The sequence below is a fragment of the Allobranchiibius sp. GilTou38 genome, from assembly GCF_017565325.1.
Lineage (GTDB): Bacteria > Actinomycetota > Actinomycetes > Actinomycetales > Dermatophilaceae > Allobranchiibius > Allobranchiibius huperziae.
Genome location: NZ_JAGEKN010000009.1, coordinates 49,018 through 75,783 on the forward strand (window position 1 = coordinate 49,018; position 26,766 = coordinate 75,783).

The following is a 26,766-nucleotide window of genomic DNA, read 5'->3' on the forward strand; positions in this document are numbered from 1 at the left end:
GTGCTGCAGCCCTGGCCACGGACGCAAACCGGCCACCTGGCCGCGCACGACCCACGGCCGGGCGGAGATCAGTTGGAGACGGTCCAGGTGTCGTGGCCGTGCAGCAGCTGCTCCAGTGCCCGGTCGTCGGCGGGACCACCGGCCGTGTCGATCGCGGCGGCGACCTGGCTGCGGACCCCGTCGTCGTACGTCGGGCGCGACACCGATCGGAAGACCCCCATCGGCAGCTGCGCGAACGACGGATCGTCCAGGCGGCTCAGTGCGAACGCCTGGCTCGGGTCGTTGTCGTTCACCCGGTGCCGCACGACGCGTGCCGGATCCGCGGTGGCCTCCGGCTCGACGGCCAGGTGGCCTTCGGGGCCGCGTACGACGACGCGCGCCGTCTCGCCCTCGCCGGCCCGGATCGGTTCGCCGTCGACCAGCTGCATGATGCGCGCGCTGGCCTCGTCACGGTCCTTGACCAGCTGGAAGGCGCCGTCGTTGAAGATCGGGCAGTTCTGATAGATCTCGACCAGGGCGCTGCCCCGGTGCTCGGCGGCCGCGCGCAGAGTCGCGGTCAGGTGCTTTCGGTCCGAATCCATGGTGCGGGCAACGAAACTGGCCTCCGCGCCGAGCGCCAGCGACACCGGGTCGAACGGCTGATCCACCGATCCCAGCGGCGAGGACTTGGTCACCGCGCCGATATCGGAGGTGGGGGAGTACTGGCCCTTGGTGAGGCCGTAGATCTTGTTGTTGAAGAGCAGGATCTTGATGTTGACGTTGCGGCGCAGGGCGTGGATCAGGTGGTTGCCGCCGATCGACAGCGCGTCGCCGTCACCGGTCACGACCCACACCGACAGGTCCTCGCGGGACGTGGCGAGGCCGGTCGCGATCGCGGGCGCGCGCCCGTGGATCGAGTGCATGCCGAAGGTGTCCAGGTAGTACGGGAAGCGAGCAGCGCAGCCGATGCCGGAGATGAAGACGATGTTCTCGCGGCGCAGCCCCAGGTCGGGCAGGAAGCCCTGCATCGCGGCGAGGATCGCGTAGTCGCCGCACCCGGGGCACCAGCGCACCTCCTGGTCGGAGGTGAAGTCCTTCTTCGTCTGCGCTTCGTCGTCGCCGAGCCGGGGGACTCCGGAGGTGCCGAGCGTCGGCATACCGAGGTCGAGGCTCATCGAAGTTCCTCCAGGTGCTCGTGGATGACGGCTGCGATCTCCGTCGAGGTGAAGGGCAGGCCGCGGACGGCGGTGTGGCTGCGCACGTCGACCAGGTACTTCCCGCGCAACAGCAGTGCGAGCTGGCCGAGGTTCATCTCCGGCAGCACCACGCGGTCGTACGCGCGCAGCACCTCGCCGAGATTCCCAGGGAACGGCGCCAGGTGGCGCAGGTGGGCCCGCGCGACCTTGGAACCTGCGGAGCGGCACAGTCGGGTGGCCTCCGCGATCGGGCCGTACGTCGAACCCCACCCCAGGATCAGCACGCGGGCGTCGCCGGACGGGTCGTCGACCACGACGTCGGGCACGTCGATGCCGTCGATCTTGGCTTGGCGGGTGCGGACCATGTGGTCGTGGTTGTCCGGGTCGTAGCTGATGTTGCCGGTGACGTCGGCCTTCTCGATGCCGCCGACGCGATGCTCCAGCCCCGGCGTGCCCGGCACGGCCCACGGCCGCGCCAGCGTGTTCGGATCGCGCAGGTAGGGCGCGAATACCGGGTTGCCCTTGTCGTCGACGGAATTGGGCTCGGTCGGGGCATCGACGTGGAGATTTGGCAGGTCGCCGATCTGCGGCAGCCGCCACGGCTCGGAGCCGTTCGCGAGCGAGCCGTCCGAGAGCACGATCACCGGCGTCCGGTAGGTCGTCGCGATGCGCACTGCCTCGAGCGCCGCGTCGAAGCAGTCGACCGGTGTCGCAGGGGCGATCACGGCGACCGGCGATTCGCCGTTGCGGCCGTACATCGCCTGCAGCAGATCGGACTGCTCGGTCTTGGTGGGCAACCCGGTGGACGGACCGCCGCGCTGCACGTCGACGATCACGAGTGGCAGCTCCAGGGAGACGGCGAGCCCGATGGTCTCCGCCTTGAGGGCGAGGCCCGGCCCCGACGTCGTGGTGAGGCCGATCGCGCCACCGAACGCCGCGCCGAGCGCGGCACCCACGCCGGCGATCTCGTCCTCGGCCTGGATGGTCGTCACGCCGAACCGCTTCAGGCCGGACAGCGTGTGCAGGATGTCCGAGGCCGGGGTGATCGGGTAGCTGCCCAGCACCAGGGGTCGGTCCGCGCGGTGTGCCGCGGCCACGAAACCGTAGGCGATGGCGAGGTTTCCGGTGATGTTGCGGTAGGTGCCGGTTGCCTTGGGCGCACGCCGCACGGTGTAGGAGACCGCGAACGACTCGGTCGTCTCGCCGTACGCGTGTCCCGCGTGCAGAGCCGCCAGGTTGGCGGCGAGGATGGCGGGCTTGCCCGCGAACTTGCGCTTGAGGAACGACTCGGTGCCGCTGGTCGGGCGGGAGTACATCCACGACAGCAGCCCGAGCGCGAACATGTTCTTCGCGCGTTCCTTCTCCTTGCGGGTGAGCTCGAAGTCGGCCAGCGCCGCGACCGTGATGGAGGTGAGCGGGACGGCGTGCAGCGCCCACGACTCGAGGCTGTCGTCCTCGAGCGGGTTGCTGGGATAGCCGACCTTGGCCAGGTTGCGCTTCGTGAACTCGTCGGCGTCGGCGATGATTACGCCGCCACGAGGCAGGTCGCCGAGGTTGGCACGCAGGGCGGCCGGGTTCATCGCGACCAGCACGTCGGGCGCGTCGCCGGGGGTCAGCACCTCGTGGTCGGCGAAGTGCAGCTGGAACGAGGAGACGCCCGGCAGTGTGCCCTGGGGCGCTCTGATCTCGGCGGGGAAGTTGGGCAGCGTCGACAGGTCGTTGCCGAGACTCGCGGTCTCGGCGGTGAACCTGTCACCGGTCAACTGCATCCCGTCGCCGGAATCGCCGGCGAATCGGATGACGACACGATCGAGGGTCTGCTGGGACTTGCTGCTCATGTGGCGAGTGCTCCCGTGGGGTCGGTCTAACCTCCTCCAACCTAGGCCGCGGGCGATTTCGTCCCGCCCGTACCCCCCGGTTTCACAGGATTTCCTGCTGCTTCGCGACAGCACGCTTTCAGAATGTGCTCGTGCGAGAAGGAGCAATCGCCCAGACGGGCGGCATACGCTCGCGGTTGTGACCTGGTGGCAGGACCGGATCGTGGAGGCCGGCAAGGAGCCCGTGGCGCTGTGCCTCGTGGCGTTCATCGCGACGTTCCTGCTGACCCGCCTCGTGACCCGGACCATCCGCAGCGGCCGTGGCCCGTTCCGAAACAACGTCAGCTCCACCGGACTGCACATCCACCACGCCGTGCCGGGGCTCTTCCTGCTCCTCGCGGGCGCTCTCACCTCGCTCGCGTCGTACGACTCGACGTCGCTCAACATCGCGGGGCTCTGCGTGGGTGCGGGCGCCTCGCTCGTACTCGACGAGTTCGCGCTGATCCTGCACCTGCGCGACGTGTACTGGGCGCGTCAGGGACGGGCGTCTGTGCAGGCCGTTGCGCTCGCGGGGATGGTGATGGGGTTGACGCTGCTCGGTTTCACCCCCGAGAACGTCGACGAGCTCACCGACCGCAACGCGCCCGTGCGCTGGGCCACCGTCGTGATCCTGCTGACCAGCTTCGTCTGCTGCCTGATCTGCGCGGCGAAGGGGAAGTACCGCCTGGTCGTGCTCGCCGCCATCGTGCCGATCGTCGCGTACGTCGGTGCGGTGCGCCTCGCGCGACCCGGCTCGCCCTGGTACCGGCGCTACCCCGAGGGCTCGCGCAAGCAGGTGCGCGCGCGGGGCAGGGCCGGCGGTTTCGACCGGCACATCGCGCACGGGCTGACCTGGTTCGGCGACCTGGTCGCCGGTGCGCCCACTCGCGAGGACGCCGCCGCGGAGTCCGCCGAGCGTGCGGCCGTCCTGGTCGCCCCATCCCAAGAGGAGGACGATCCGGTCCGCAGCGGGCACGAGTCGCGTACGTCCTGACCCGTCCGACCTTCCGGGCGAAGCGCCCGGAAGCGAGCCCAGGTTCATCGCTCCAGGTGCGAGCTCCAGCGGGACCAGATCGCGTCCACGTCAGAGGTGTGGGCCTCCCGGGTGAGGCGGCGGGCCATCGCGCCGAGCGCGGCCAGTTCGAAGTGGTCGGCTGCTGCGGTAGGTCGCCAGCCGAGGGCCGTGATCGTGTCGATGATCCGGGCATCTGCCAGCATCCCTGGTAGCGAACGCGATTCGGGTGACAGATCGAGATCCTCCGCGACGGCGGGCGTTCCGTCGTACGTCATGCGGGTGCGACAGCGCAGCGCTCCACCTGCCTGTCCGGACCGGCCGATGCCGACGGTGTCGCGCATCAGCAACCGGCCGCCCTCGGCCACCTCGGCCCGGGTCGAGCGGCGTACGTCGGCGCCGTCGCTCACGACGAACGGCTCGGCCTGCCACACGAGCACACCGCCCTTCTCGACCTCGATGACGTTGTCCCACAACGCTGTCCCACCTCGCCCGTCGTACGCAACGGTCGCTGCGACATCGCGTACGACGAGTCGGCACCCTGCGCCGACCTCGAGGCGCACGCGCGCATGATCGCCGCCGAGCAGGGTGGCGGTCGTCGCGACTAGTGCCACCTCGACGGCGTCCGCGGTCCGCGCGATCAGCCGCGGAGCCAGCACCCCGGTCCGCAGCTGCACCCTCGCCCGCTCGGAGCCGCAGGACTCGACGCGGACGACGGTCTCCCGGTCGGTCAAGGAGTGCGCGCCCCGTGCTCATGCGAGTGCACCGTGCCGTCGGTGTGGGCGTGCGGCGCCATCGGACCCGGATCGACCGGGTGATGGGTGCCCTCGCGGTGGGCGGCGATCATCGCCACGACCCAGTCGGCCAGGGCGGCGACGGTCTCCGGGCGTTTGCGGGAGAGCCCGAGCACCGGTCGGCCGTCCCGGGCGTCGCGGCCCTGCTCGACCATGAGCTCGTGGTCGACCTCGACCTGCTCGGCCAGGTCGATCTTGTTGACGACCAGCAGGTCGGCGCGGGCGATCCCGGGGCCGCCCTTGCGGACCACGTCGCCGCCGCCCGCGACGTCGAGCACGAAGATCTGCGCGTCGACCAGCGCGGGGGAGAAGGTCGCGGTGAGGTTGTCGCCGCCGGACTCCACGAGCACCAGGTCCAGCGGCGCGAAGTCGGCTTCCAGATCTTCCACCGCGATCGCGTTGGCGGTGATGTCGTCACGGATCGCGGTGTGCGGGCATGCACCGGTCTCGACGGCGCGGATGCGAGCCGGGTCCAACACCCCTGCCGCACGCAGCATCTGAGCGTCCTCGTCGGTGTAGATGTCGTTGGTGACCACGCCGATCTCCAGCCGGCCCGCGAGCGTCCGGCACAGCGTCGCGATCAGCGAGGACTTCCCGGTGCCGACCGGGCCGGCGATGCCGAGACGCAGCGCGCGAGTGGCGTGGTGGGGCGAGTCGGGCGAATGAGGCGAGTCAGGCACGGAAGAGTCTCCTTCGGGCGGTGGCGTGGGCGTGCTGCCAGATCTCGGCAGCGGGTGCGGCCGGTGCCGGTATGTCGGCCGGCGTGCGCAGGTCGGCGACCTGCACGACGATCTGCTCCACGAGCGGGGCCACCTCGAGCGCCCACACGACGGTGTCGACCGGATCCAGCGGCGCGAGTTTGAGCGCTGCGGCGCACGCGGACTGCACATCGTCGTGGCAGATCACTCGGGCGAGGTCGGCGGCCGGCACGTCGAGTCGGGCGGCGATCCGGGCGATGGCGATCGGCCGCGGCTCACCCCGCCGTACCGGTCGGCCGCGCACGTCGCGCTCCTCAGTGAGGCGGGCGAGGAGGCGCTCGTACCCGCGACCCAGCTCCACCGACGCCTGCCGCACGACGTGACTCGGCGTCCGCGCGGCCCACGCCTGCTCGACCGGCTCGAGCGGACCACCCGCGAGCAGCACCCGCAGCGCGACCACCCCCGTCGCCGCGTCGACGAGGGTCGCGGTGCGCAGGCGCGTCGTGAGGTACGCCGGGATGTCGCCACTCGGCATACCCGCCAGCAACGCGGGTTCCAGACCGCCGGACTGCGTGTGCCCGCCGGTGGGCAGCCGCGCGTCGCCGAGCAGCAACGTCGCGAGCGAGCCTGTGGCGGAGGACATCTCAGAACATCGAGTAGAGCTGCGCCAACGGCAGTTCCGCCGCGGGCGCCGGCTGCACGACCTCGCCGTCGATGGCGATCGCGAAGGTCTCGGCGTCGATGTCGATGCGCGGCGTGGCGGAGTTGTTGACCATCTGCGCCTTGCCGACGTCGCGGGTGCCGCGCACGGCGACCAGTGCGCGCCGCAGCCCGAGCCGGTCCGCGAGCCCGCCGTCCAGCGCGAGCGGCGACACGAACGACATCGAGAGGTCCGCTCCGGACGACGCCACGAGCGCCGGCCGCATCAGCACCGGTTGCGGGGTCGGGATCGAGGCGTTCGGGTCGCCGAGGGCGGCCCACACGATCGCGCCGCCCTTGACGACGACGGACGGCCGGATCCCGAAGAACCTCGGCTCCCACAACACCAGGTCCGCCAGCTTGCCGACCTCGATCGATCCGACCTCGTGCTCGATGCCGTGCGCGATCGCGGGGTTGATCGTGTACTTCGCGACGTAGCGCCGTGCGCGTTCGTTGTCCGCGGGCAGCGACGTGCCGAGCGATCCGCGGCGGGCTTTCATCACGTGCGCGACCTGCCAGGTGCGGGTGATGACCTCGCCGATCCGGCCCATCGCCTGCGCGTCCGAGGAGGTGATCGAGAGCGCGCCCATGTCGTGCAGCAGGTCCTCGGCCGCGATCGTGGTGGCGCGGATGCGCGACTCGGCGAACGCCAGATCCTCCGGCACCGAGGGGTTCAGGTGGTGGCAGACGATGAGCATGTCCAAGTGCTCGGCGACGGTGTTGACGGTGTGCGGGAGTGTCGGATTCGTAGATCCGGGAAGGACGTTCGGCTCAGAGGCGATCGACAGGATGTCCGGTGCGTGACCGCCGCCCGCGCCCTCGGTGTGGAACGCGTGGATCGACCGGCCGCCGATCGCGCGCAGCGTCGACTCGACGTAGCCGGCCTCGTTGAGACTGTCCGAGTGCAGCGCGACCTGCATCTCGTACGTGTCGGCCGCGCGCAGCGCCGCATCGATCGCGGCCGGGGTGGAGCCCCAGTCCTCGTGCACCTTGTACGCCGCCGCCCCGGCCAGCGCCTGCTCGCGCAGACCCTCGGCGCTGACGGTGTTGCCCTTGCCCATCAGCAGCAGGTTCACCGGCAGGTGATCCAGGCCGCGGTGCACCGACTGCAGGTGCCACGGCCCGGGCGTGACGGTGGTCGCCTTCGACCCCTCGGACGGACCGGTGCCCCCGCCGCCCAGGGTGGTCAGCCCGGTCGCCAGCGCCTCGTGCACCTGACTGGTCGACAGGAAGTGCACGTGCATGTCGATGCCGCCGGCGGTGAGGACGCGTCCTTCGCCCGAGATGACGTCGGTGCCCGGCCCGATCTCCAGCTCCGGCGTGATGCCGTCGGTGATGTCGGGGTTGCCGGCGCGCCCGATCCCGACGATGCGCCCGTCGCGGATGCCGACATCGGCGCGTACGACACCCCAGTGATCGAGCACGATGGCACCGGTGATCACGGTGTCGAGCGCTGCCTGGGCGCTGGTGCGGGTGCCCTGCGCCATCGATTCGCGGATCGACTTGCCGCCGCCGAAGACGGCCTCGTCGCCGTAGGAGATCGATCCGTCCGGCAGCGTGGCGGTGAGGTCGCGCTCGATCTCGATCCACAGGTCGGTGTCGCTGAGGCGCACCTGGTCGCCGGTCGTCCCGCCGTAGAGCGCGGCGTACTTCGCGCGGTCCAGCTCAGCCATCGTGCTTCCCCGTCTGGATGCCAGGCACCTTCTGCCGCCCGGCCAGGCGCACCGCACCGACCTCGCGAGACATCCCCGGCTCGAAACGCACCGAGGTGCCGGAGGGCACGTCGAGCCGGAAGCCCTGCGCCGCAGCGCGATCGAAGTCCAGGGCGATGTTCGCGTCAGGCAGGTGCAGATGCGAGCCGATCTGGATCGGCCGGTCGCCGGTGTTGACGATGACCAGCGTGCGCCGGTCGCCGTCTGCGCGCGCGTTGATGGTGAGCGTGCCGGGCGCGACCCGGATCGCGCCCGGTCCGTCGTTTTCGCCGCTCATGCGATCGGGTGGTGCAGGGTGACGAGCTTGCGGCCGTCGGGGAACGTCGCCTCGACCTGGACGTCGGGGATCATCTCGGCCACGCCGTCCATCACCTGATCGCGGGTGAGGACCTCACGGCCGGACTCCATCAGGTCGGCGACCAGCGCGCCCTCACGGGCCCGCTCGATGACCCACGTCGAGAGCAGGGCGACGCTCTCGGGGTAGTTGAGCCGGACGCCGCGCGCGAGCCGGTCGCGGGCGACCATCCCGGCGACCGAGAGCAGCAGCTTCTCGGTGTCGGCGGGTGTCAGGTGCATGCGGGCCAGTGAAGCAACTCAATGTGTCGGCCACGTTTCGCCCTGTAACGACGAACATGCAGTCCGCGGTGCTGCCACCGGTCGATCCGCGCGGCTGCGCGGATCGACCGACGAAGAGACCACGAACTGCATGTCGGTCGCTGCAGTCGGTGCAGGTCAGGCGATGGCGTCCTCCACCGAGGTCGAGGTCAGCCCGTGCGCCTCGGCGACCGGGGCGTTGGTGAGCGAGCCGTCGTACGTGTTGAGCCCCAGCGCGAGCGAGTGGTCGTCGCGGCAGGCCTGCTGCCAGCCCTTCCGGGCGAGCGCGACCGTGTAGGGCAGCGTCGCGTTGGTCAGCGCGTATGTCGACGTGTTCGGCACCGCACCGGGCATGTTCGCGACGCAGTAGAAGACCGAGTCGTGCACCATGTACGTCGGGTCGGCGTGCGTGGTCGGGTGGGTGTCCTCAAAGCAGCCGCCCTGGTCGACCGCGATGTCGACGAGCACCGAGCCGGGCTTCATCTGCGAGACCAGCTCGTTGGTGACCAGCTTCGGGGCGCGCGCGCCCGGGATGAGCACCGCACCGATGACCATGTCGGCCTCCAGCAGCTGCTGGCGGATCGCCAGCGACGACGACGCCAGCCCGTGCACCCGGTTGCTGTAGCGCCAGAACGACATCCGCAGCTTGTCCAGGTCGGTGTCGAGCATCGTGACGTCGGCGCCCATGCCGAGCGCGATGTTCGCGGCGTTCTGGCCGGAGACACCCGCGCCGATGACGACGACCTTGGCGTTGGCGACGCCGCCGACGCCGCCCATGAGCACGCCGCGACCGCCCTGCGCCTTCATGAGGGAGTGCGCGCCGACCTGCGGTGCGAGGCACCCGGCGACCTCGGACATCGGGTACAGCAGCGGCAGCCCGCCGGAGGGCAGCTGCACCGTCTCGTACGCGATGCCGGTCACCTTGCGCTTCAGCAGCTCGTCGGTGAGCGGCTTGTCGGCGGCCAGGTGCAGGTAGGTGAAGAGCAGCTGGCCCTCGCGCATGCGGTGGTACTCCTGCTCCACCGGCTCCTTGACCTTGAGGATCATCTCGGCGTCGGCCCACACGTCATCGGCGGAGTCGATGATCTTGGCACCGGCCGCGATGTACTCCTCGTCGTGGATGGAGGAGCCCACGCCGGCACCCTTCTCGATGCAGACGTCGTGGCCCTGCGTGGCGAGCTCGTGCACGCCGATCGGGGTGATGGCCACCCGGTACTCGTGGTTCTTGACTTCCTTGGGTACGCCGACGCGCACGGTGATCCTCCTGGGTCGATGACAACTCGTCATCCCAGGATCGAACTTGGACGGGTCGCAACGCTAGGATTCTGTCGATTATTCGCCAGAGTCGTGGCGAGGTGAACTTCTGTCGATTCTGCTGCCATGGGACGGGTGTTGATGAAGGAAGTTCGGTCCGGTGGTGTGGGTCACAGCGCGGCGCCGCTGGACGACACCGATCAGGTGCTGCTCGGACTGCTCGCGGCGGACGCCCGGATGGCCAACAAGGCGCTGGCGCGCGCGGCCGGCATCGCGCCGTCCACCTGCCTCAACCGGGTGCGGCTGTTGCGCGAGCGCGGGGTGATCCGCGGCTACCACGCGGACATCGATCCGGAGGCGATCGGACGCCCGATCCAGGCGTTCGTCTCGGTCCGGCTGCGCGCGGGATCGCGCTCGCGGATCAGGGAGCTGACCGGTCGGCTCGCAGCCTTGCCGGGAGTGTTGAACGTCTACTTCCTCGCCGGCGCCAATGACTTCCAGCTGCACGTGGCATGCGAATCGCCCTCCGCGCTCAGCAACTTCGTGGTCGACAACCTCAGCGCCTCCCAGGACGTGGCCCTCACCGAGACCACCCTGATCTTCGAGCACGTCGCCGGCCGTGCTCAGACCCGGCACACCCACCCCGGGTGATCAGGCCGGTCGGGCAAGCACGCTGACGGTGTTCGCGTTCGTTGACGGTGTTCGAACGCCGTCAACGAACGCGAACGCCGTCAGGCGCAGGTGCGCAGTCAGGCGAAGTCGAACCACTGACCGTGCGGATGGGCGGTGCCCCAGTACGCCGGCTCCAGCTCCGCCCCGTCGCGCCAGCGGCGGGCCCCCCAGCACCGTGCCGCCCTGCGCGTCCCGCAGATGCGGCGGCAGCTCGACCTCGGGCATGCAGCGCGGTGGCTCGGCGGTGATCCAGCTGACCGGTCGCCCGTCACGGGCCGCGGCGGCCAGATGGCGCGCGACCAGCGGACGGCGGGACCGCTCGACGTACGTCAGCGCCCAGGAGCTGAAGAGCACGAGGTGGTCGCCGCCCGCTCGTGCCAGGGTGGCCGGCAGGTCGTCGATCATGTCGCCACGATCGACGGCCGGTGGATCGGGGCGCAGCAGGTCCACGGCCGCGGTGAACCGTTCGTACCGGCCCGGCACCTCCGGCTACAGGCACGCGGCCAGCCACCGCACGGCGGACTCGTCGGACAGGTCGACGGGGTGCAGGTCGATGCCGCGGGCGCTCGCGATCGCCGGGAGTCGCAACCCGCCGGCAGGTCGGGCGGAGCGGTCCTCGCCCAGGCACTGCACGGCGGAGTCCGCCGGCCCGTACGCCGCCCGCTCACCGTGCGAGTCGCCACGCGTATGGATGGTCGTGCGGTAGCGGTCGATGCCCAGCAGCAACCCGGCACTGGCGCCGATCTCCACCAGCCCGACCGGCAGATCGGGCACATCCGTGCAGGCGCGCTGCAGCAGCGCGGCCAGGTAGACGCAGCGGTTGACCTCGTTGGTCTGGGTGGAGCGGGTCGCGATGACCTCGCGCAGCCGGTCGGCGTGTGCCAGGGCCGCGTCGCGCACCTTCGGCCAGGGGTCGTCCGTCGCCACCGCGTCCGGCCCGACGACGCTCGGATACCACTGGGCGACGGGCAGATCGGGGTGATCGAGTACGAGGTCGTGCAGGGCAGCCAGGAGGAGCACGGGGCGCGCCTGGCCGGGCTGAGCCGACTGCAACAGCCCCGCCACCTCGTCGTCGCGGGCGGCGTTCGCGGTGATGGAGCTGTAGAGCGGCAGGTCGGCGTACTCCTGCGACCACGCCGTGAGTCGTTCCTCGATCGACTCCAGATCGCTCATCCGCGCATCATCACACCTGAGCGCGACAGCGGGCGGCGACACGGGAAATGGACGGTGCCCAACGCGGAGACCCCCGCTCGTTAGGCTGCGGACCGTGAGTTCTGGGTTGAGCGGGTACCTCGTACTCGCCGGGGTGACGGCGGCCGGCGTGCTGCTCTTCGTCGCCGCGATGCTGGCCCGGCGCCTGCTCGCGCCGCGCGCGCCCAGCCAGGCCAAGGCATCCACGTACGAGTCGGGCGTCGACCCGGTCGCGGGCGGCTGGGCGCAGACCCACGTGCGCTACATGACGTTCGCCTTCCTCTACCTGGTCTTCGCGGTCGACTCCGTCTTCCTCTTCCCCTGGGCGCTCGTGCTGCGGGACAAGGCCATCAACCGCGCCAGCCTGCTGGAGATGGGCATCTTCGCGGCCGTCATCCTGGTCGGTCTGGCGCACGCCGCGCGGCGCGGGCTGCTGCGCTGGACGCTCGACAACTGAGAGGGGAGCCGCCATGACGACCGATCTCCCCCTGCCGCGCGTCGGTCCTGCGCAGGTCGCCGCACCCAAGCCGATGCGCCTGGTGCTGAACTGGGGCCGCCGCTACTCCTTATGGGTCTTCAACTTCGGGCTCGCCTGCTGCGCCATCGAGTTCATCGCGGCCTCCATGGCCCGTCACGACTTCATCCGCCTCGGCGTCATCCCGTTCGCGCCGGGTCCGCGGCAGGCCGACCTGATGGTCGTCTCGGGCACGGTCACCGACAAGATGGCGCCCGCCATCCGCCGGCTCTACGACCAGATGCCCGAGCCGAAGTACGTGATCTCGTTCGGTGCCTGCTCCAACTCCGGCGGACCGTACTGGGACTCCTACTGCGTCACCAAGGGCGTCGACCAGCTGATCCCCGTCGACGTCTACGTGCCCGGCTGCCCGCCGCGCCCCGAGGCCCTGCTCCAGGGCATCCTCGCGCTGCAGGACCGCATCGCGAGCGAGCGCCCCAGCACCGCGTCGCTGCGCGAGAAGCTCGGTCCGTACGCCGGTCGCCGCGCCACCGCGGCCGAGGTGAGTCGCCCGCTGGTCGCCCCTCCGGCACCCCCGGAGGCCGGCTCGTGACCGACGAGATCCCCACCGTCCGCTGCGCACTCGCGGACTGGACCGACACGCTGCGCGACGCGCGCAGCGGCGGTTTCGCAATGTTCGACTTCCTGACGGCGGTCGACGAGACCGACCGCGCCGACGAGCCGGGCTTCGACATCGTCGCGCACCTGTACGACCCGACGCCCGGTGCGCTGCGCGAAACCCTGGTCAGGACAACGGTGCCCGACGGTGAGGCGGTGCCGAGCTGCACCGGGTTGTGGCGCGGTGCGGCGTGGCACGAGCGCGAGACCCACGAGATGTTCGGCATCCCCTTCGACGGATTCGACGACGGCACCGGCCTGGGTCTGCGGCCGCTGCTGCTGCCGGACGGGTTCGTCGGCACCCCGCTGCGCAAGTCCTTCGTGCTGACCGCCCGGGTCAGCAAGCCGTGGCCGGGCGCCAAGGACCCGGCCGACACCCCGACCGGTCAGGCCGATCAGGCGAAGACCGACGGCAAACCGGCACGCGCGCCGCGCCGCCGGATGCAGCCGCCCGGCATCCCCGACCCCACCTGGGGTCCACGGTGACCACCTTCGGCGAGGTCGTGCTGCGGTCGCTGTGCGTGCTGATCGGGTTCCTCGTGCTGCCGCTGCTCGTCGGGCAGACCGAGCACAAGCTGATGGCGCACATGCAGGGACGCCTCGGCCCGATGTACGCCGGCGGCTTCCACGGCTGGGCGCAGCTGGTCGCGGACGGGGTGAAGTTCACCCAGAAGGAGGACATCGTCCCGCTCGCCGCTGACAAGCCGGTCTTCCGTCTCGCGCCCGCGCTCGGCATCGTGTCCTACCTGCTCGCGCTCGCAGTCATCCCGTTCGGGCCGCACCTGGTCGCCGCCGGGATCACCGGCAGCCTGCTGTGGGTGCTCGCGGTCGGCGCGATCGGCACGGTCGGCACGCTGATGGCCGGCTGGTCCAGCGGCAACAAGTACGCGCTCATCGGCGGTTTGCGCTCGGCGGCACAGCTCGTCTCCTACGAGGTGCCGCTGATCCTCGCGGGCGCCTCGTTCGCGATGGCCGCCGGATCCTTCTCCCTGGTCTCGATCGCCCACGCGTGGACTCCGTGGTGGCTGCTGTGGCAGCTGCCGGGGGCGATCGTCTTCCTGGTCGCGGGCACCGCGGAGCTGCAGCGTCCGCCGTTCGACATGCCGGTCGCGGACTCCGAGGTCGTGATGGGTCCGTGGACGGAGTACACCGGCCTGCGGTTCGCCCTCTTCCTGCTGGCCGAGTACGCCGGCATCGTGGTGGTCTCGCTGCTGCTCGCTGTGCTCTACCTGGGCGGCTGGACCGGCCCGTTCGACCACCAGATCGGTCCGTTCTGGGTGCTGCTCAAGGGGTTCTTCTTCGCCGTGATCATCCTGTGGATGCGGATGTCGTGGCCGAGGCTGCGTGAAGACCAGCTGCAGCGGGTCGCCTGGCTGGGGCTCGTGCCCCTGGCGCTGCTGCAGATCGTGCTGACCGCTGCAGGGGTGGTGCTGACGACATGACCGATCAGGACAAGAAGGGCTTGGTCCCCGGACTGCTCAAGGGGATGGGCACCACCGCGCGGGCGATGACCAGGCACGCGCACACCCAGGAGTACCCCGACGTCTCACCGCGGCTGCCACCGCGCTCGCGCGGAGTGATCGCCTTGGAGGAGTCCAACTGCACCTCCTGCATGCTCTGCGCGCGGGAGTGCCCGGACTGGTGCATCTACATCGACTCCCATAAGGAGACGGTGCCCCCGACCACCGAGGGCGGGCGCGAGCGCAAGGAGAACGTCCTCGACCGCTTCGCCATCGACTTCAGCCTGTGCATGTACTGCGGCATCTGCATCGAGGTGTGCCCGTTCGACGCGCTCTTCTGGAGCCCGGAGTTCGAGTACGCCGAGACCGACATCCGCGACCTGCTGCACGAGAAGGACCGGCTGGGACAGTGGATGGCCACGGTCCCCGCACCGCCCGCGCTGGATCAGGGCGCGCCCGCCTCACCCCAGCCTTCTGACGTCGGTGGATCCACGGAACCTCCGGAGACGGAGCAGCCGGCGCCGTGACGACGTACGACATCTTCTTCTCGATCCTCGCGATCCTCTGCGCCGCCAGTGGAGTCGCGGCGGTCACCACCCGGCACCTGATGCACGCCGCGCTGTGGCTGACCGTGTGCCTCGCGACCCTGGCCGGGTGCTACCTGGTGCTCGGCGCCGAGCTGGTCGCGCTGGTGCAGCTGCTGGTCTACGTCGGGGCGATCGTCGTGCTGGTGCTCTTCGCCCTCATGCTCACCCGCGCGCCGATCGGCCGCAGCCACGACCACGACACCCCGCTGCTGCAGCGCGCGGTCGCCCTCGTCATCGCCGGATCCGCCGGGGTCCTGCTCGGCATCGTTCTCATCACCGGCGTCCGCGGCGGCACCGTGCGGGTGCACGGCGGCTCGACGAACGGGCTCGCCCGGATGCTCTTCTCCACGTGGGTCTGGCCGTTCGAGCTGCTGTCGCTGCTGCTCCTCGCGGCGCTCGTCGGCGCACTGGCGATGAGCCGCTCGCTGGTGCCCGCGCGCGCGACCCGCCGCACCGGGGAGGACTCGTGATCCACCTCTGGCCACCGCTGCTGCTGGTCGCGATCCTCTTCGGCACCGGGCTCTTCGGCGTGCTGGCCCGTCGCAACGCGGTGCTGGTGCTGGTCGGCGTCGAGTTGATGCTGGCCGCCGCCGGGCTGCTCTTCGTCACCTTCGGATCGACCATCCGCGACACCGCCCGCGCCGGGCACGTGCTCACCATCTTCCTGATCACGATCGCAGCCGCCGAGATCGCCGTCGCGCTCGCGGTGATCCTGGCCGTCTACCGTTCGCGCGGTGACATCGACGTGACCGTGGCAGGCGAGGACGACCTGTGATCGACACGCTGACCGACAGCAGCGGCTGGCCGGTGCACACCTCGCAGCTGATCGTGCTGCTGCCGGCCCTCGCCGCCGGCCTCTCCCTGGTGCTGGTGCGCCGGGCCCGCGTGCCCGCGTTCGTCATCGCCCTGCTCGGCTCGCTCCTCGGCCCGGTCGCGGCTGCGGCGCTGATGGTGCAACAGCTCCGCGGCACGGCCGAGGGGTCCAGCGGCACCGTCGGCGCACTGCCGCTGGGGCGGGTGCTGCAGGCGCCGATGCGGCTCGGCGTCGACCGGTTCGCCGTGCTGCTCGCCGTCACCGTCGCGCTGGTCGCGCTCGTCGTCCAGCTGGTCGCCCGCTGGTATCTGCGCGAGGACGCGCGGTACGCCGGGTTCGCCGCCACCGTGAGCCTCTTCACCGCCGCCATGCAGCTGGTGGTGCTGTCCGACGACGTGCTGCTCACCATCGTCGGCTGGGAGCTGATGGGCTGGTGCTCCTACCTGCTCATCGGCCACGACAGCGAGCGGGAGAAGGCCCGGCGGGCGGCGTACAAGGCGTTCCTCGTCACCCGGCTGGCCGACGCACCCTTCGCGATCGGGTTGATCCTGCTCGCCACCGGCGCCCACACCACCGCCATCTCGGGGATCGTCACCCACTGGCAGGGGCGCCCTTCGGCACTGCTCACCGGCGGTCTCATCGCGGTGATCGTCGGCGTCGCGGGCAAGTCCGCGCAGGTGCCGTTCCAGGACTGGCTGCCCGACGCGATGGAGGGCCCGACGCCCGCCTCGGCGCTCATCCACGCGGCCACCATGGTCGCCGCCGGCACCGTCGTCCTGGCCCGGCTGCTGCCGTTGCTCGAGCGCTCCGACACCGCGCGCACCGTCCTCGTCCTGGTCGCCGGGGTCTCCACCGTGCTGGCCGGCTTCCTCGCCTACTGCCAGACCGACCTCAAGCGGCTGCTCGCCTGGTCCACCGTCTCCCAGGTCGGCCTGATGCTGATCGGGATCGCGGTCGTGCCGGTGGGCCACCGGGGCGATCTGGCGTTGAACCACCTGGTCTCGCACGCGATGTTCAAGGCCCTGCTCTTCCTGGTCTTCGGCTGGCTGTCGGTCCTGGTCGGCGGCACGGTCGTCGCGCGGATGTCCGGCGCCACCCGTGCCCACCCCGCGACGCGCACCCTGGTCGCGATCGGGCTGCTGTCGCTCGCCGGTGTGCCCCCGATGGCGGGCTTCGTCAGCAAGGACCTGATCGTCGACGAGGCCGCCACTCGCGCGGTCGACGGCGACGGCGTCAGTCGGATCGCGTTCGTGGCGCTGGCACTCTCGGTCGCCCTGACAGCCGCCTACTGCATGCGTGCCTGGCTGATCCTCGACCACCGCTCCGTCGTGGAGCGGCACGAGGCGCTGGAGATCGTGCAGGACTCGGTCACCGTCGAGGAGGTGGGCATCGTGGAGCTGTTCGTGACCAGCGCGCAGGTCGACCGGCGCGGCCGGGAGGTGGGCCAGGCGGCCCCCGTGCCCGTCGAACCCGAACCCGAGCCGGAACCGGAGCGGATCCCGCGGCCGGACGCCGCCTCGCGGCTCGGGCTGCGGGTGCTCGCGATCCTCGCCGTCGTGGGCGGCCTCGTGGTGACGACCCCCTTGATCGACCTGGACTTGGCGCATCCGGCCTGGGCGCTGATCGCCGCCACCCTGCTGCTCATGGCCGCCGTCGCCGTCTTCGTCCGCGTGCAGTCCCTCGGCACGCCGTACGGCGACGCGGCTGCGCGCCTGCCGATCACCCTGCGCAGCAGGGCCGACCGCGGCCTCGGGATGGACGGGGTCTATGTCGCCCTCACCCGTCCGGTGCTGGCGCTGGCGCGGCTGGTGGCCGACGGCGAGCGCGGGCTGGAGACCGGCGTGCACTCCACCGCCAAGGGGGCGCGTGGGCTCGCCGGAGCGGGCGCGCGGCTGCAGAACGGCACGCCGACCGCCGGCCTGGTCGCGGTCGCCGTCGGTGTCGTCGCCGTCGGCCTGATCGGGATATCCCTGTGGTAGCAGCCCTGCTCGTCGCCCCCCTCGCACCGTTGCTCGGTGGGGTCGCACTGATCGCCGCCGACCGCAGCCGCCTGCGGATCGCGACCGCGGCGGCGTACGGCATCGCCCTCGCGCTCGCAGTCGTCGCGCTGGCCGCGGCCCTCCTCTCCGTCTGGAAGCGTCCGGCGATCGACCACTCGTGGGTGCCCGCCATCGGGATGCGGCTGCACCTCGCCATCGACGGCATCAGCGCGCCGCTGGTGGTGCTCACGGCGGCGATCGGCGTGCTCGTGGTGCTGCACGCCGGGTGGAAGGAGCCGTCCGCGACGTATCTCGGCGCGTTGCTGATGGTCACCGGCGGCGCGCTCGCCACGTTCCTCGTGCAGGACGCCATCGCGTTCTTCCTGGCGTTCGAGCTCGTGCTGGTGCCGATGTGGCTGCTCATCGCGCGATTCGGCGACACCACCCGCCCCGGTGAGCGCGACAGAGCCGCAACGATGTTCGTGCTCTACACCGTGCTCGGCTCGACGCTCATGCTGGTCGGGATCCTGGTGCTCGTGGTGTCTGCGGGCACCTCCGACCTCACCCGGCTGCAGACGGCCCACCTGGCGGGGAGCACCCAGACCGTGGTCGCCGCGCTCCTGATGATCGGCATCGGCATCAAGATCCCCATCTGGCCGCTGCACTCGTGGCTGCCCGCGGCGCACACGGCCGCGCCGACCGGCGGCTCGGTGCTCCTCGCGGCGGTGCTGCTAAAGATGGGCACCTACGCCGTGGTGCGCCTGGTGGTCTTCCCCCTGCCGGGTGGCCTGCACACCGTCGCGCCGTTCGTCGCGGTCTTCGCGGTGATCGGGATCCTGGTCGGCGGGCTCGTCTGCCTGGTCGAACGCAGCCTCAAGCGACTCATCGCGTGGTCATCGGTGGCGCACATGGGGTTCGTGGTGCTCGCCCTGATGACCGGCACCACGCTCGGGGTCCAGGCCGCGCTCTACGGCAACATCGCGCACGGCGTCATCTCGGCGCTCCTCTTCGTCGTCGTCGGGGGCCTGAAGAAGCGCTGGGGCGGCGACGACCTGCAGACCGCGCGTCACGCGCTGCGCCAGGTCAGCCCGCGCCTCGGGCTCGCTCTCGTCGTGGGGTTCGCCGGGTCGCTCGCACTGCCCGGTCTGGCGGGCTTCTGGGGCGAGATCCTCACGCTCTTCTCGGCCTGGTCTCCCGGCGACCGGCCGCTCACCCTCTTCCGGATCCTGGCGGTGGCCGCAGCCACAGGGTCGGTCCTCGCGGCGGCGTACGCGCTGCGGGTGCTACGCGGCGTCTGGGCGGGCACCGGCTCCCTCCCGTACGACGGTGACGTCGTCGCCGATGACGCGCACTCGGTGGAGTGGGTCGTCATCGCGCTGCTGGTGGCCGGTGTCGTGGCGCTCGGCGTGTGGCCGATCCCGGTCATGCACCAGACGGCGTACGGCCTCGCCCACGTCTCCCGCGTGCTGGTCGGGGGTGCGCCGTGAACCCCACCTTCGGCTGGCTGACGCTGGCGCCGGTGCTGATCCCCGCGGTCGGGGCGATCGGCATCCTCCTGCTCGACGCGCTGCTCCCGACTCTGGGGCGGGTCCACTGGATGCTCGGCGCGCTGCTGCTCGCGGCCGGCGCGGCGACGGCGACCCCCGTGCTCCTGGACACGGCGCACCGCTCACGCGCCACCCTCTGCACCGAAGGCACCTGCTGGTACGCCGTCGATCATGTGGGCGCGGGCCTGCAGCTGGTCGCGCTGCTCGCGTCGATGTGCGTCGCTCTGCTGGCCTACCCCATCCGCATCCCTCACGAACGCGCCCCGATCCAGGTGGCGCTGCTGCTCACCAGCGCCGCCGGTGCGGTCGCCGTCGCCGGAGCGCACGACCTCGGCTCGTTCCTGGTCGCGCTGGAGGTGTCGACGCTGCCGACGATCGCGCTGGTCGTGCTGCGGGCGCGGCACGCGGCCATCGACGCCGGGCTCACGCTGCTCACGACGTCGCTGGTCTCGTTCGCGGTGCTGGCCATGGGCGCGGGCCTGTGGTTCGCCGCGACCGGCACCGCGCGCTTGGAGGCGCACGCCGCGCTGCAGGCCGGCGGCAACCCGGACCTGCGCCGGATCCTGGTGCTGTCTGTCGGATTCATCGTCGCAGGGCTCGCGTTCAAGCTGTCCCTGGCGCCGTTCCACCTGTGGACCCCGGAGACCATCGGCGCGTCGTCCGTGCCGGTGGGCGCGCTGCTCGCGACCACCTCCAAGGTGGCAGCGGTCGCGGCCCTCGTGGCGGTCTTCCGCACGGTCACCGACCTCAGTTCCGCGTCGATGGCCTCCGTCGGCGTGGTCGCCGTGCTGTCCATGACGGTCGGCAACGTGATGGCCCTGCGCGAGCGCGGAGCCCTGCGTTTCCTCGGGTGGTCCACCGTCGCGCAGGCCGGGTGGATCGTGCTGCCGTTCACCACGGCCACGGCGGACTCGGGTCGCTGCAGTGCGCAGTATCTCGCCGTCTACGCGCTGGCCACCATCGTCGCGTTCTCTGTCATCACCGCCCTCGCGCACGCCGAGGGGCGCCAGCACGTCACCCGCCTCGCGTCATACGGCGGACTGCTGCGTCGTCATCCCCTTCTCGGTGGCGCGCTGCTGCTGTCCCTCCTGACCTTCGCCGGGCTGCCGCCCGCCCTCGCAGGCCTGACCGCGAAGATCGTCGCCCTGCAACCGATCACGACCGGGCACCTGTGGGTGCTCGCGGTGCTCGCCGCCGCCAACGCGATGCTGGGGGTGGCGGCATACCTGCGGTGGGTGCGCATCATGCTCGGCGCCTCGATCGATCCCGAGGAGCCCGACCCGGTGCATCCGGTGCACCTGTTCGTCGTCGGCGCGTCCGTGCTCGCGCTGCTCGTCTGCAGCGTGCTGCCGCAGGCCGCCCTGGGGCTGTTCGGGTGATGTCGCAGGACCCGTCCGCGACTGCGGAACAAAGCGCCTCCCGGTAAGCGTTTTCAGGGCATGCACAGGCACTTCAACGGGCTCAAGACCACGCTGCTCTTCGGTGGCATCTGGGTGCTGTTGCTGGGCGTGGGCGCTCTCGTCGCCGGCGGCCGGTTCATCTGGATCTTCGCCCTCATCGGGCTCGGCACCACGTTCTACGGCTACTGGAACAGCGACAAGCTGGCGATCCGCGCCATGCAGGCCTACCCCGTCAGCGAGGCACAGGCCCCCGCGATGTACCGGATCGTGCGCGAGCTGTCGACCGCCGCCGGCAAGCCGATGCCCGCGCTCTACATCTCACCGACCCAGGCTCCGAATGCCTTCGCCACGGGTCGCAACCCGAGTCACGCGGCGGTCTGCTGCACCGAGGGGATCCTGCAGCTGCTCGACGAACGTGAGCTGCGCGGGGTGCTCGGGCACGAGCTCATGCACGTCTACAACCGCGACATCCTGACCTCCTCCGTCGCCGCGGCGCTCGCCGGGATCATCACCTCCGCCGCCCAGATGATGATGTTCTTCGGGATGTTCGGCGGCGGTGACGACGAGGACCGCCCCAACCCGATCGTCATGCTCGCCATGGCGTTCCTCGCCCCGATCGCGGCGACCGTGATCCAACTGGCCATCAGCCGCACCCGCGAGTACGACGCCGACGAGGACGGCTCCAAGCTGACGGGCGACCCGCTCGCCCTCGCGTCGGCGTTGCAGAAGCTGGAGGACGGTGTGGCCCGCGCGCCCCTCGCGCCGGAACCGAAGGTCGTCAACGCCAGCCACATGATGATCGCGAACCCGTTCCGCGCACAGGACGTGTCGCGCGCGTTCTCCACGCACCCCCCGACGCAGGAACGCATCAAGCGGTTGCAGGGCATGGCGTACGGCCAGATCCAGAAGTGATCCGACCCGGTGGTGGGTCGGTCCGGCGCCATGCCAGGGTGTGGTCATGGCGATTCTGCAACGCACCGAGGCCGAGGCACGCGCAGCCCTGATCGAGGTGACGTCGTACGACGTCGACCTCGATCTCGACCGGGGTGACACCGAGTTCGGCTCCGTCACGACCATCCGGTTCAGCGCCCGGCAGCCGGGGGAGTCGACCTTCCTCGATCTGAAGGCCGCGCGCGTGGGGGCGATCACCCTGAACGGCACCGCAGTCGACCCCGCGGCGATCGACGACGGGCGGGTCGCCCTGACCGATCTGGCCGCCGACAACGAGGTGCACGTCGCAGCCACGATGAGCTACAGCCGCGACGGCGAGGGACTGCACCGCGCGGTCGATCCCGAGGACGGCAAGGCCTACGTCTACGGCATGTCGTTCATGGACGCGGCGCCGCGGATGTACGCCTGCTTCGACCAGCCCGACCTGAAGGCGCCGTACGACGTGCGCGTCCGCGCGCCGCAGGACTGGGTGGTCGCGGGCAACGGCGACGCGACCCGCACCGCGCCGGGCGAGTGGACCCTCGCGACGACGAAGCCGATCGCCACCTACTTCTTCACCGTCTGCGCCGGGCCCTACGCCACCGTCACCGACGAGCACGACGGCATCCACCTGGAGGTGCACGTGCGCGCCGCCCTCGCCAAGGAGCTGGACGAGCAGGCGCCGGACATCTTCCAGGTCACGAAGCAGTCCTTCGACCACTACCACCGGCTCTTCGGCGTGCGCTATCCGTGGGGTGACTACCACCAGTTCTTCGTGCCGGAGTTCAACGCCGGAGCCATGGAGAACCCTGGTTGCGTCACCTTCCGCGACACGATGATCATGCGCGGCACGTTGGCGCCCGACCACCTGCTGTCCCGCGCAAACACGATCGCGCACGAGATGGCGCACATGTGGTTCGGCGACCTGGTCACCCTGCGCTGGTGGGACGACCTGTGGCTCAACGAGTCGTTCGCGGAGTACATGGCGGGCCGCGCCGTCGAGGAGGCGACCGACCACGACGAGTCGCGGATCGCGTTCTCCGCGCAGCGTAAGACGTGGGGGTACGCCGCAGACCGGGCACCCTCCACCCACCCGATCGCCGGCTCGCCCGCGCCCGACGCGCTCTCGGCCCTCACCAACTTCGACGGCATCTCCTACGCCAAGGGCGCCTCAGCGTTGGCGCAACTGGTGCTCTACGTCGGCGACGACGCCTTCGTCGCGGGCGTGCGCGACTACCTGTCCCGGCATGCCTTCGGCAACGCCACCCTGGCGGACTTCCTCGGCGCGATGGAGAAGGCGAGCGGGCGCGACCTCACGCAGTGGAGCGAGCAGTGGCTGCGCACGTCCGGCGCGGACGTGCTGCAGGTGCACACCGAGACCGACGGCGACACGGTCGCGGACGCCGAGCTGCGGCGTACGCCGCCCGCCGGTCATCCGGCCGATCGGCCGCACGTGCTCGACGTGGCGGGCTACACCGACGGCGCGCAGATCTGGCGCACGCAGGTCGAGGCCGCGGCGGACGTCACCCCGCTCGGCGAGCTCACCGGCCGGGAAGTGCCGCAGATCCTGTTGCCCAACGCCTCGGACGAGACCTGGGCGCAGGTCGCGCTCGACACGGCCAGCCTGGAGGCGCTGCGTACCGGGCTGCGCACGCTGCCCGACTCCAGCACCAGGGCGGCCGCGTGGTCGGCGCTGCTCAACGGCATGCTGACCGGCGGCGTCGACCCCCGTCTGGTGCGCGACAGCGTGCTCGACTTCTGGCCGGCCGAGACCAGCTTCACCCTGCTGGCGTACGTCGCGTCGCAGAGTCGGGGTGCGCTCCTCGGCGGATATCTGCCGCCCGACGAATCGACAGCGGCGGCCGAGGCGTTCGACAATGCGGCCCGCACGATGCTGGCAGCGGACGACGTCAGCCTGCCTGCGGGGATCGCCGCCGCGACGATGGTCGCGCACACCACGCACGACGAGGCGACCCTGCGCGACTGGGCCGAGGGACGGCACACCCCCGCCGCTCTGGAGGGCGACCCCGACTTCCGTTGGCTGGCGATCCGGCGGTTGTGCACCCTGGGCGCTCTCACCGCGGCCGACGTCGACTCCCACCTGGCGCAGGACCGCTCGATGTCCGCCGCCCTCGACGGACTCACCGCGAAGGCCTCCATCCCGACGCAGGACGCCAAGGAGTGGGCGTGGCATCAGGTGTTCGGCGGCCAGCAGCTGTCCAACTACGAGGCCGGTGCGGTGCTCGGAGGGATCTTCCGGCCCTCCCAGATCGACCTGGTCCGGCCGTACGTCGCGCGGTACTTCGCCCATGTCGCTTCGCTGGCGCAGACCTTCGGAGGAATGCCGGCCGAGCAGCTCACCCGCGCCGGTTTCCCGCACGCCGTGGTCGAGCCGGCGACGCTGGAGGCCGCGCGAGCCGCCATCGACGGCGAGGGCCTGTCGGCGGGCATCCGACGCGCCCTGATCGACCAGACCGCCGCACTCGAGGAGCGAATCACCTCGCGGCGCAGGTACTTCCCCGACTCGCTGTGACGCTGCGCTGGAGCATCCAGGTCGGGTCGGTGGGTGACGCGCCGTGGCTTGCCGAGGATGTCGACCTGGTGCTCCCCGCGGCGTCGATCGGCAAGCTGCTCCTGCTGGGGGTGGCCGCCGAGATGTTCGAGGCGGGCACCCTGTCGCGCGAGGAACCGCTGCGCCGGGCCGACGGGGTCTTCGTGCGCGACTCCGGGGTGTGGCACACCTTGCAGCAGGAGGTCCTGCCCGCTGTCGACGTGTGCCGACTCATCGGGGCGCACAGTGACAATCTGGCAACCAACGTCCTGCTGCATCGCGTAAGCATCGCGCAGGTGCGGGAGTACGCCGATCGCCTCGGCCTGGCCCCCTTGGCGCTGCTGGACTATGCGCGAGGCCATCGTGACCCGGAGGATCCCGACGTGGCGCCGACGCTCTCGGTCGCGAGTGCGTCGGCGCTGATCCGCTTCATGGAGTTGCTGGACGCCGGTCGGATCGGCGCCGAGGTGGGGGAGTGGCTCTCACTCGACACCGACCTGTCGATGGTCGCGGACGCGTTCGGACTGGACCCGTTGGCGCACAACAGCATCGGCGGCGGCGATCCCGGCCGCTTCACGCTGGTGAACAAGACCGGCACGAACGAGGGGATCCGCGCAGACACCGGTCTCGCGCACGCGGGAGGTGAGCGGACGGCATACGCCGTGATCGCGCACTGGGACCAGGCCACCGACGGCGACATGCTGGACGAGGTGATCACCCGGATGCGCGACATCGGGCGGCAGATCCGCGACCGCCTCCAGCCGGCCGCCTCCTGAAACGATCGAGCGGCCCCGGGCCGAAGCTCGAAGCCGCTCGAGAGAGGTGCAGGTCAGTCCCTAGGGCCACCGGCCACGTAGAGCACTTGACCGCTGACGAAACCTGCCTCTTCGCTGCAGAAGAACGACGCGGCGGCGGCGATGTCCTCGGGCTTGCCGCCACGGCCGACGGGGATGCCCGCGGCTGCGGCCTTCTTGAACTCCTCGAAGTCCATCCCGACGCGCTCGGCGGTCGCCTTGGTCATATCGGTCTCGATGAATCCGGGGGCGATCGCGTTGGCGGTGACACCGAATTTGCCGAGCTCGATCGCCAGCGTCTTGGTGAAGCCCTGCATGCCGGCCTTGGCGGCGGCGTAGTTGACCTGGCCGCGGTTACCGAGCGCGGAGGTGCTCGAGAGGTTGACGATGCGGCCGTACTTCTCCTTGGTCATGTACGCCTGGACCGCGCGGGTCATCAGGAAGCTGCCGCGCAGATGCACGTTCATGACGGTGTCCCAGTCGTCCGCGCTCATCTTGAAGATGAGGTTGTCGCGCAGGACACCCGCGTTGTTGACGAGCACGGTCGGCGCGCCGAGCTCGGCGGCGATCTTCTCGACGGCGGCCTGCACGTCGCTCTCGTCGGCGACGTTGCACGCGACGCCGACAGCCTTGCCGCCGGCAGCGACGATGCGCTCGGCGACGGCGGTGCAGGCGTCCTGGTCGAGGTCGAGGACGCCGACGGCCATCCCGTCGGCGGCGAGCCGCTCGGCGACGGCTGCGCCGATCCCTCGGGCCGAGCCGGTCACGATGGCGGTGCGGGTGCTCTGTTCTGGCATGGATACGTCCTTGTCTCTCGTCAGGTGCTTGGTGGTGGTGAGGCGCCGCGGGGCGGCGCCGTCGGCTCCACCCCTACGTTCTCACGAGCCGCTGACCGCCAACTCGCGGACGCCGGACGCGAAGTCCTCGCGCGGTGCCCAGCCCAGGTCACGGCGGATGGCGGCGGAGTCGGCGGTGATGTGCCGCACGTCGCCGAGGCGCCACTGGCCGGTCACGACGGGCGTCGGCCCGTCGAGAGCGGTTGCGAGTTCCGTGGCCAGGTCGCCGACGGTCCGCGGGGTGCCTGATCCGACGTTGTAAGCCCGAAAGCCCTCGCGCGGGTGTTCGGCCGCGGCCACCACGGCGCTCGCGATGTCGCGCACGTGCACGAAGTCGCGGCGCTGGCCGCCGTCCTCGAAGACGCGCGGCGCCTCGCCCCGCCGTGACGCGGCCGCGAAGAGCGAGGCGACACCGGCGTACGGCGTGTTGCTCGGCATGCCCGGTCCGTAGACGTTGTGAAAGCGCAGCGCGGTCGCGGACGACGACGTCTCGCGGGCCCATGTCGTGGCGTAGTGCTCCTGGGCGAGCTTCGACACCGCGTATGCGTTGCGCGGGTCGGCGGGGACGTCCTCGGCCACCAGTGCGGGGGCCAGGACCCGCCCGCAGGTGACACACCGCGGCTCGAAGTCACCGGCCTCGAGGTGCTCCGGAGTGCGGGGGAGACCCCTGCTCAGCCCGTGCACCTCGCATTCGCCGCGTCCTTCGCCGTAGACGACCATCGAGGCGGCCAGCACGAGTTCGCGTCGTCCTGCGGCCGCCATCCGCGCGAGCAGGGTGGCGGTGCCGACGTCGTTGGAGGAGGCGTAGTCCGGCAGGTCGGAGATGTCGACGCCCAGCCCGACCTTCGCGGCGAGATGGATCACCGAGTCCACCTCGCGCAGCGCCTCGTCGCAGACATCCGCATCGCGGACGTCGCCGCGCAGGAAGCGCGCGCCGTCCGGTGGTTCCCAGGACGGGACCGGGTGGACGTCGTCGCGCAGGTTGTCCAGCACGAGCACGTCGTGCCCGGCCGCGAGCGCGGCGCGCAGGACGTGCTGCCCGATGAAACCGGCACCGCCGGTGAGAAGGATGTGCAACA

The 26,766-nt window shown here is 70.9% G+C and carries 26 protein-coding genes and 1 pseudogene; 15 read left to right on the forward strand and 12 right to left on the reverse strand.

Annotated elements, in window-relative coordinates; genetic code table 11:
* Nucleotides 1-68 precede the first annotated feature (68 nt).
* Together JOB34_RS13080 and JOB34_RS13085 are read right to left on the reverse strand one after the other, a co-directional pair.
* Nucleotides 69-1,154 (reverse strand): 2-oxoacid:ferredoxin oxidoreductase subunit beta, encoded by a 1,086-nt coding sequence (locus tag JOB34_RS13080; RefSeq protein ID WP_208053126.1) that lies wholly within the window; start codon nt 1,152-1,154, stop codon nt 69-71.
* A complete protein-coding gene (locus JOB34_RS13085; protein WP_208053127.1) occupies nt 1,151-3,013 on the reverse strand; it encodes a 2-oxoacid:acceptor oxidoreductase subunit alpha in 1,863 nt (620 codons plus the stop codon). The genes JOB34_RS13080 and JOB34_RS13085 overlap by 4 nt, the downstream gene beginning before the upstream one ends.
* Before the next feature lie 178 nt (nt 3,014-3,191).
* Between JOB34_RS13085 and JOB34_RS13090 the strand changes: the two genes are divergently transcribed.
* The gene (locus JOB34_RS13090) at nt 3,192-4,025 is read left to right on the forward strand and encodes a hypothetical protein (protein ID WP_208053128.1); all 834 of its coding nucleotides are present in this window, start codon (nt 3,192-3,194) and stop codon (nt 4,023-4,025) included.
* Nucleotides 4,026-4,069: 44 nt separating this feature from the next.
* Here the strand turns inward: JOB34_RS13090 and JOB34_RS13095 are convergent, their stop codons facing one another.
* From JOB34_RS13095 to ald, 7 genes are all read right to left on the reverse strand, one after another.
* The gene (locus tag JOB34_RS13095) at nt 4,070-4,777 is read right to left on the reverse strand and encodes an urease accessory protein UreD (protein WP_208053129.1); all 708 of its coding nucleotides are present in this window, start codon (nt 4,775-4,777) and stop codon (nt 4,070-4,072) included.
* Nucleotides 4,774-5,517, reverse strand: a complete 744-nt coding sequence (gene ureG / locus JOB34_RS13100; protein WP_347813862.1) for an urease accessory protein UreG — start codon at nt 5,515-5,517, stop codon at nt 4,774-4,776. Before ureG ends, JOB34_RS13095 begins: the two co-directional genes overlap by 4 nt.
* The gene (locus JOB34_RS17650; protein WP_243758091.1) at nt 5,510-6,178 is read right to left on the reverse strand and encodes an urease accessory UreF family protein; all 669 of its coding nucleotides are present in this window, start codon (nt 6,176-6,178) and stop codon (nt 5,510-5,512) included. Before JOB34_RS17650 ends, ureG begins: the two co-directional genes overlap by 8 nt.
* Nucleotide 6,179: 1 nt before the next feature.
* Entirely contained in the window at nt 6,180-7,907 is a 1,728-nt protein-coding gene (locus JOB34_RS13105; RefSeq protein ID WP_208053131.1) for an urease subunit alpha, read from the reverse strand.
* Nucleotides 7,900-8,223, reverse strand: coding sequence for an urease subunit beta (gene ureB / locus JOB34_RS13110; RefSeq protein WP_208053132.1), 324 nt, complete (start codon nt 8,221-8,223; stop codon nt 7,900-7,902). The genes JOB34_RS13105 and ureB overlap by 8 nt, the downstream gene beginning before the upstream one ends.
* Nucleotides 8,220-8,522, reverse strand: coding sequence for an urease subunit gamma (locus JOB34_RS13115; RefSeq protein WP_179482748.1), 303 nt, complete (start codon nt 8,520-8,522; stop codon nt 8,220-8,222). Before JOB34_RS13115 ends, ureB begins: the two co-directional genes overlap by 4 nt.
* A gap of 156 nt (nt 8,523-8,678) precedes the next feature.
* Nucleotides 8,679-9,794: an alanine dehydrogenase gene (gene ald / locus JOB34_RS13120; RefSeq protein WP_208053133.1), complete on the reverse strand. Its 1,116-nt coding sequence runs from the start codon at nt 9,792-9,794 to the stop codon at nt 8,679-8,681.
* Between the two features lie 126 nt (nt 9,795-9,920).
* Here ald and JOB34_RS13125 point away from each other — a divergent pair, with 126 nt between their 5' ends.
* On the forward strand, nt 9,921-10,445 hold the full coding sequence (locus tag JOB34_RS13125) for an Lrp/AsnC family transcriptional regulator (protein WP_179482744.1): 525 nt from the start codon (nt 9,921-9,923) through the stop codon (nt 10,443-10,445).
* Here the strand turns inward: JOB34_RS13125 and JOB34_RS13130 are convergent.
* Nucleotides 10,446-11,639: pseudogene (locus tag JOB34_RS13130) on the reverse strand (DUF2332 domain-containing protein).
* Nucleotides 11,640-11,733: 94 nt separating this feature from the next.
* Between JOB34_RS13130 and ndhC the strand changes: the two are divergent.
* Genes ndhC through JOB34_RS13195 form a run of 13 tightly spaced genes read left to right on the forward strand, consistent with a single transcriptional unit; the run spans nt 11,734 to nt 24,833 of the window.
* On the forward strand, nt 11,734-12,114 hold the full coding sequence (ndhC, locus tag JOB34_RS13135; RefSeq protein ID WP_233766801.1) for an NADH-quinone oxidoreductase subunit A: 381 nt from the start codon (nt 11,734-11,736) through the stop codon (nt 12,112-12,114).
* A gap of 13 nt (nt 12,115-12,127) precedes the next feature.
* Entirely contained in the window at nt 12,128-12,724 is a 597-nt protein-coding gene (locus JOB34_RS13140) for an NADH-quinone oxidoreductase subunit B (RefSeq protein WP_179482740.1), read from the forward strand.
* Entirely contained in the window at nt 12,721-13,275 is a 555-nt protein-coding gene (locus tag JOB34_RS13145) for an NADH-quinone oxidoreductase subunit C (RefSeq protein WP_347813863.1), read from the forward strand. Before JOB34_RS13140 ends, JOB34_RS13145 begins: the two co-directional genes overlap by 4 nt.
* The gene (locus JOB34_RS13150; RefSeq protein ID WP_208053134.1) at nt 13,272-14,231 is read left to right on the forward strand and encodes a complex I subunit 1 family protein; all 960 of its coding nucleotides are present in this window, start codon (nt 13,272-13,274) and stop codon (nt 14,229-14,231) included. The genes JOB34_RS13145 and JOB34_RS13150 overlap by 4 nt, the downstream gene beginning before the upstream one ends.
* On the forward strand, nt 14,228-14,776 hold the full coding sequence (locus JOB34_RS13155) for an NADH-quinone oxidoreductase subunit I (protein ID WP_208053135.1): 549 nt from the start codon (nt 14,228-14,230) through the stop codon (nt 14,774-14,776). The genes JOB34_RS13150 and JOB34_RS13155 overlap by 4 nt, the downstream gene beginning before the upstream one ends.
* The gene (locus JOB34_RS13160) at nt 14,773-15,306 is read left to right on the forward strand and encodes an NADH-quinone oxidoreductase subunit J (RefSeq protein ID WP_208053136.1); all 534 of its coding nucleotides are present in this window, start codon (nt 14,773-14,775) and stop codon (nt 15,304-15,306) included. Before JOB34_RS13155 ends, JOB34_RS13160 begins: the two co-directional genes overlap by 4 nt.
* The gene (nuoK, locus tag JOB34_RS13165; protein WP_179482730.1) at nt 15,303-15,611 is read left to right on the forward strand and encodes an NADH-quinone oxidoreductase subunit NuoK; all 309 of its coding nucleotides are present in this window, start codon (nt 15,303-15,305) and stop codon (nt 15,609-15,611) included. The genes JOB34_RS13160 and nuoK overlap by 4 nt, the downstream gene beginning before the upstream one ends.
* Nucleotides 15,608-17,629 (forward strand): NADH-quinone oxidoreductase subunit L, encoded by a 2,022-nt coding sequence (locus tag JOB34_RS13170; protein WP_208053137.1) that lies wholly within the window; start codon nt 15,608-15,610, stop codon nt 17,627-17,629. Before nuoK ends, JOB34_RS13170 begins: the two co-directional genes overlap by 4 nt.
* Nucleotides 17,623-19,116, forward strand: coding sequence for an NADH-quinone oxidoreductase subunit M (locus JOB34_RS13175; RefSeq protein WP_208053138.1), 1,494 nt, complete (start codon nt 17,623-17,625; stop codon nt 19,114-19,116). Before JOB34_RS13170 ends, JOB34_RS13175 begins: the two co-directional genes overlap by 7 nt.
* Nucleotides 19,113-20,555, forward strand: coding sequence for a proton-conducting transporter membrane subunit (locus JOB34_RS13180; RefSeq protein ID WP_208053139.1), 1,443 nt, complete (start codon nt 19,113-19,115; stop codon nt 20,553-20,555). The genes JOB34_RS13175 and JOB34_RS13180 overlap by 4 nt, the downstream gene beginning before the upstream one ends.
* A 60-nt stretch (nt 20,556-20,615) precedes the next feature.
* Complete coding sequence (gene htpX / locus JOB34_RS13185; RefSeq protein WP_179482722.1) at nt 20,616-21,488, forward strand: zinc metalloprotease HtpX; 873 nt, start codon at nt 20,616-20,618, stop codon at nt 21,486-21,488.
* 46 nt (nt 21,489-21,534) lie between these two features.
* Nucleotides 21,535-24,039 (forward strand): aminopeptidase N, encoded by a 2,505-nt coding sequence (gene pepN / locus JOB34_RS13190; protein WP_208053140.1) that lies wholly within the window; start codon nt 21,535-21,537, stop codon nt 24,037-24,039.
* Entirely contained in the window at nt 24,036-24,833 is a 798-nt protein-coding gene (locus JOB34_RS13195; RefSeq protein WP_208053141.1) for a serine hydrolase, read from the forward strand. Before pepN ends, JOB34_RS13195 begins: the two co-directional genes overlap by 4 nt.
* A 53-nt stretch (nt 24,834-24,886) precedes the next feature.
* Here the strand turns inward: JOB34_RS13195 and fabG are convergent, their stop codons facing one another.
* Nucleotides 24,887-25,648, reverse strand: coding sequence for a 3-oxoacyl-ACP reductase FabG (fabG, locus tag JOB34_RS13200; RefSeq protein WP_208053142.1), 762 nt, complete (start codon nt 25,646-25,648; stop codon nt 24,887-24,889).
* Nucleotides 25,649-25,729: 81 nt separating this feature from the next.
* The gene (locus JOB34_RS13205; RefSeq protein WP_208053143.1) at nt 25,730-26,764 is read right to left on the reverse strand and encodes an NAD-dependent epimerase/dehydratase family protein; all 1,035 of its coding nucleotides are present in this window, start codon (nt 26,762-26,764) and stop codon (nt 25,730-25,732) included.
* Nucleotides 26,765-26,766 lie beyond the last annotated feature (2 nt).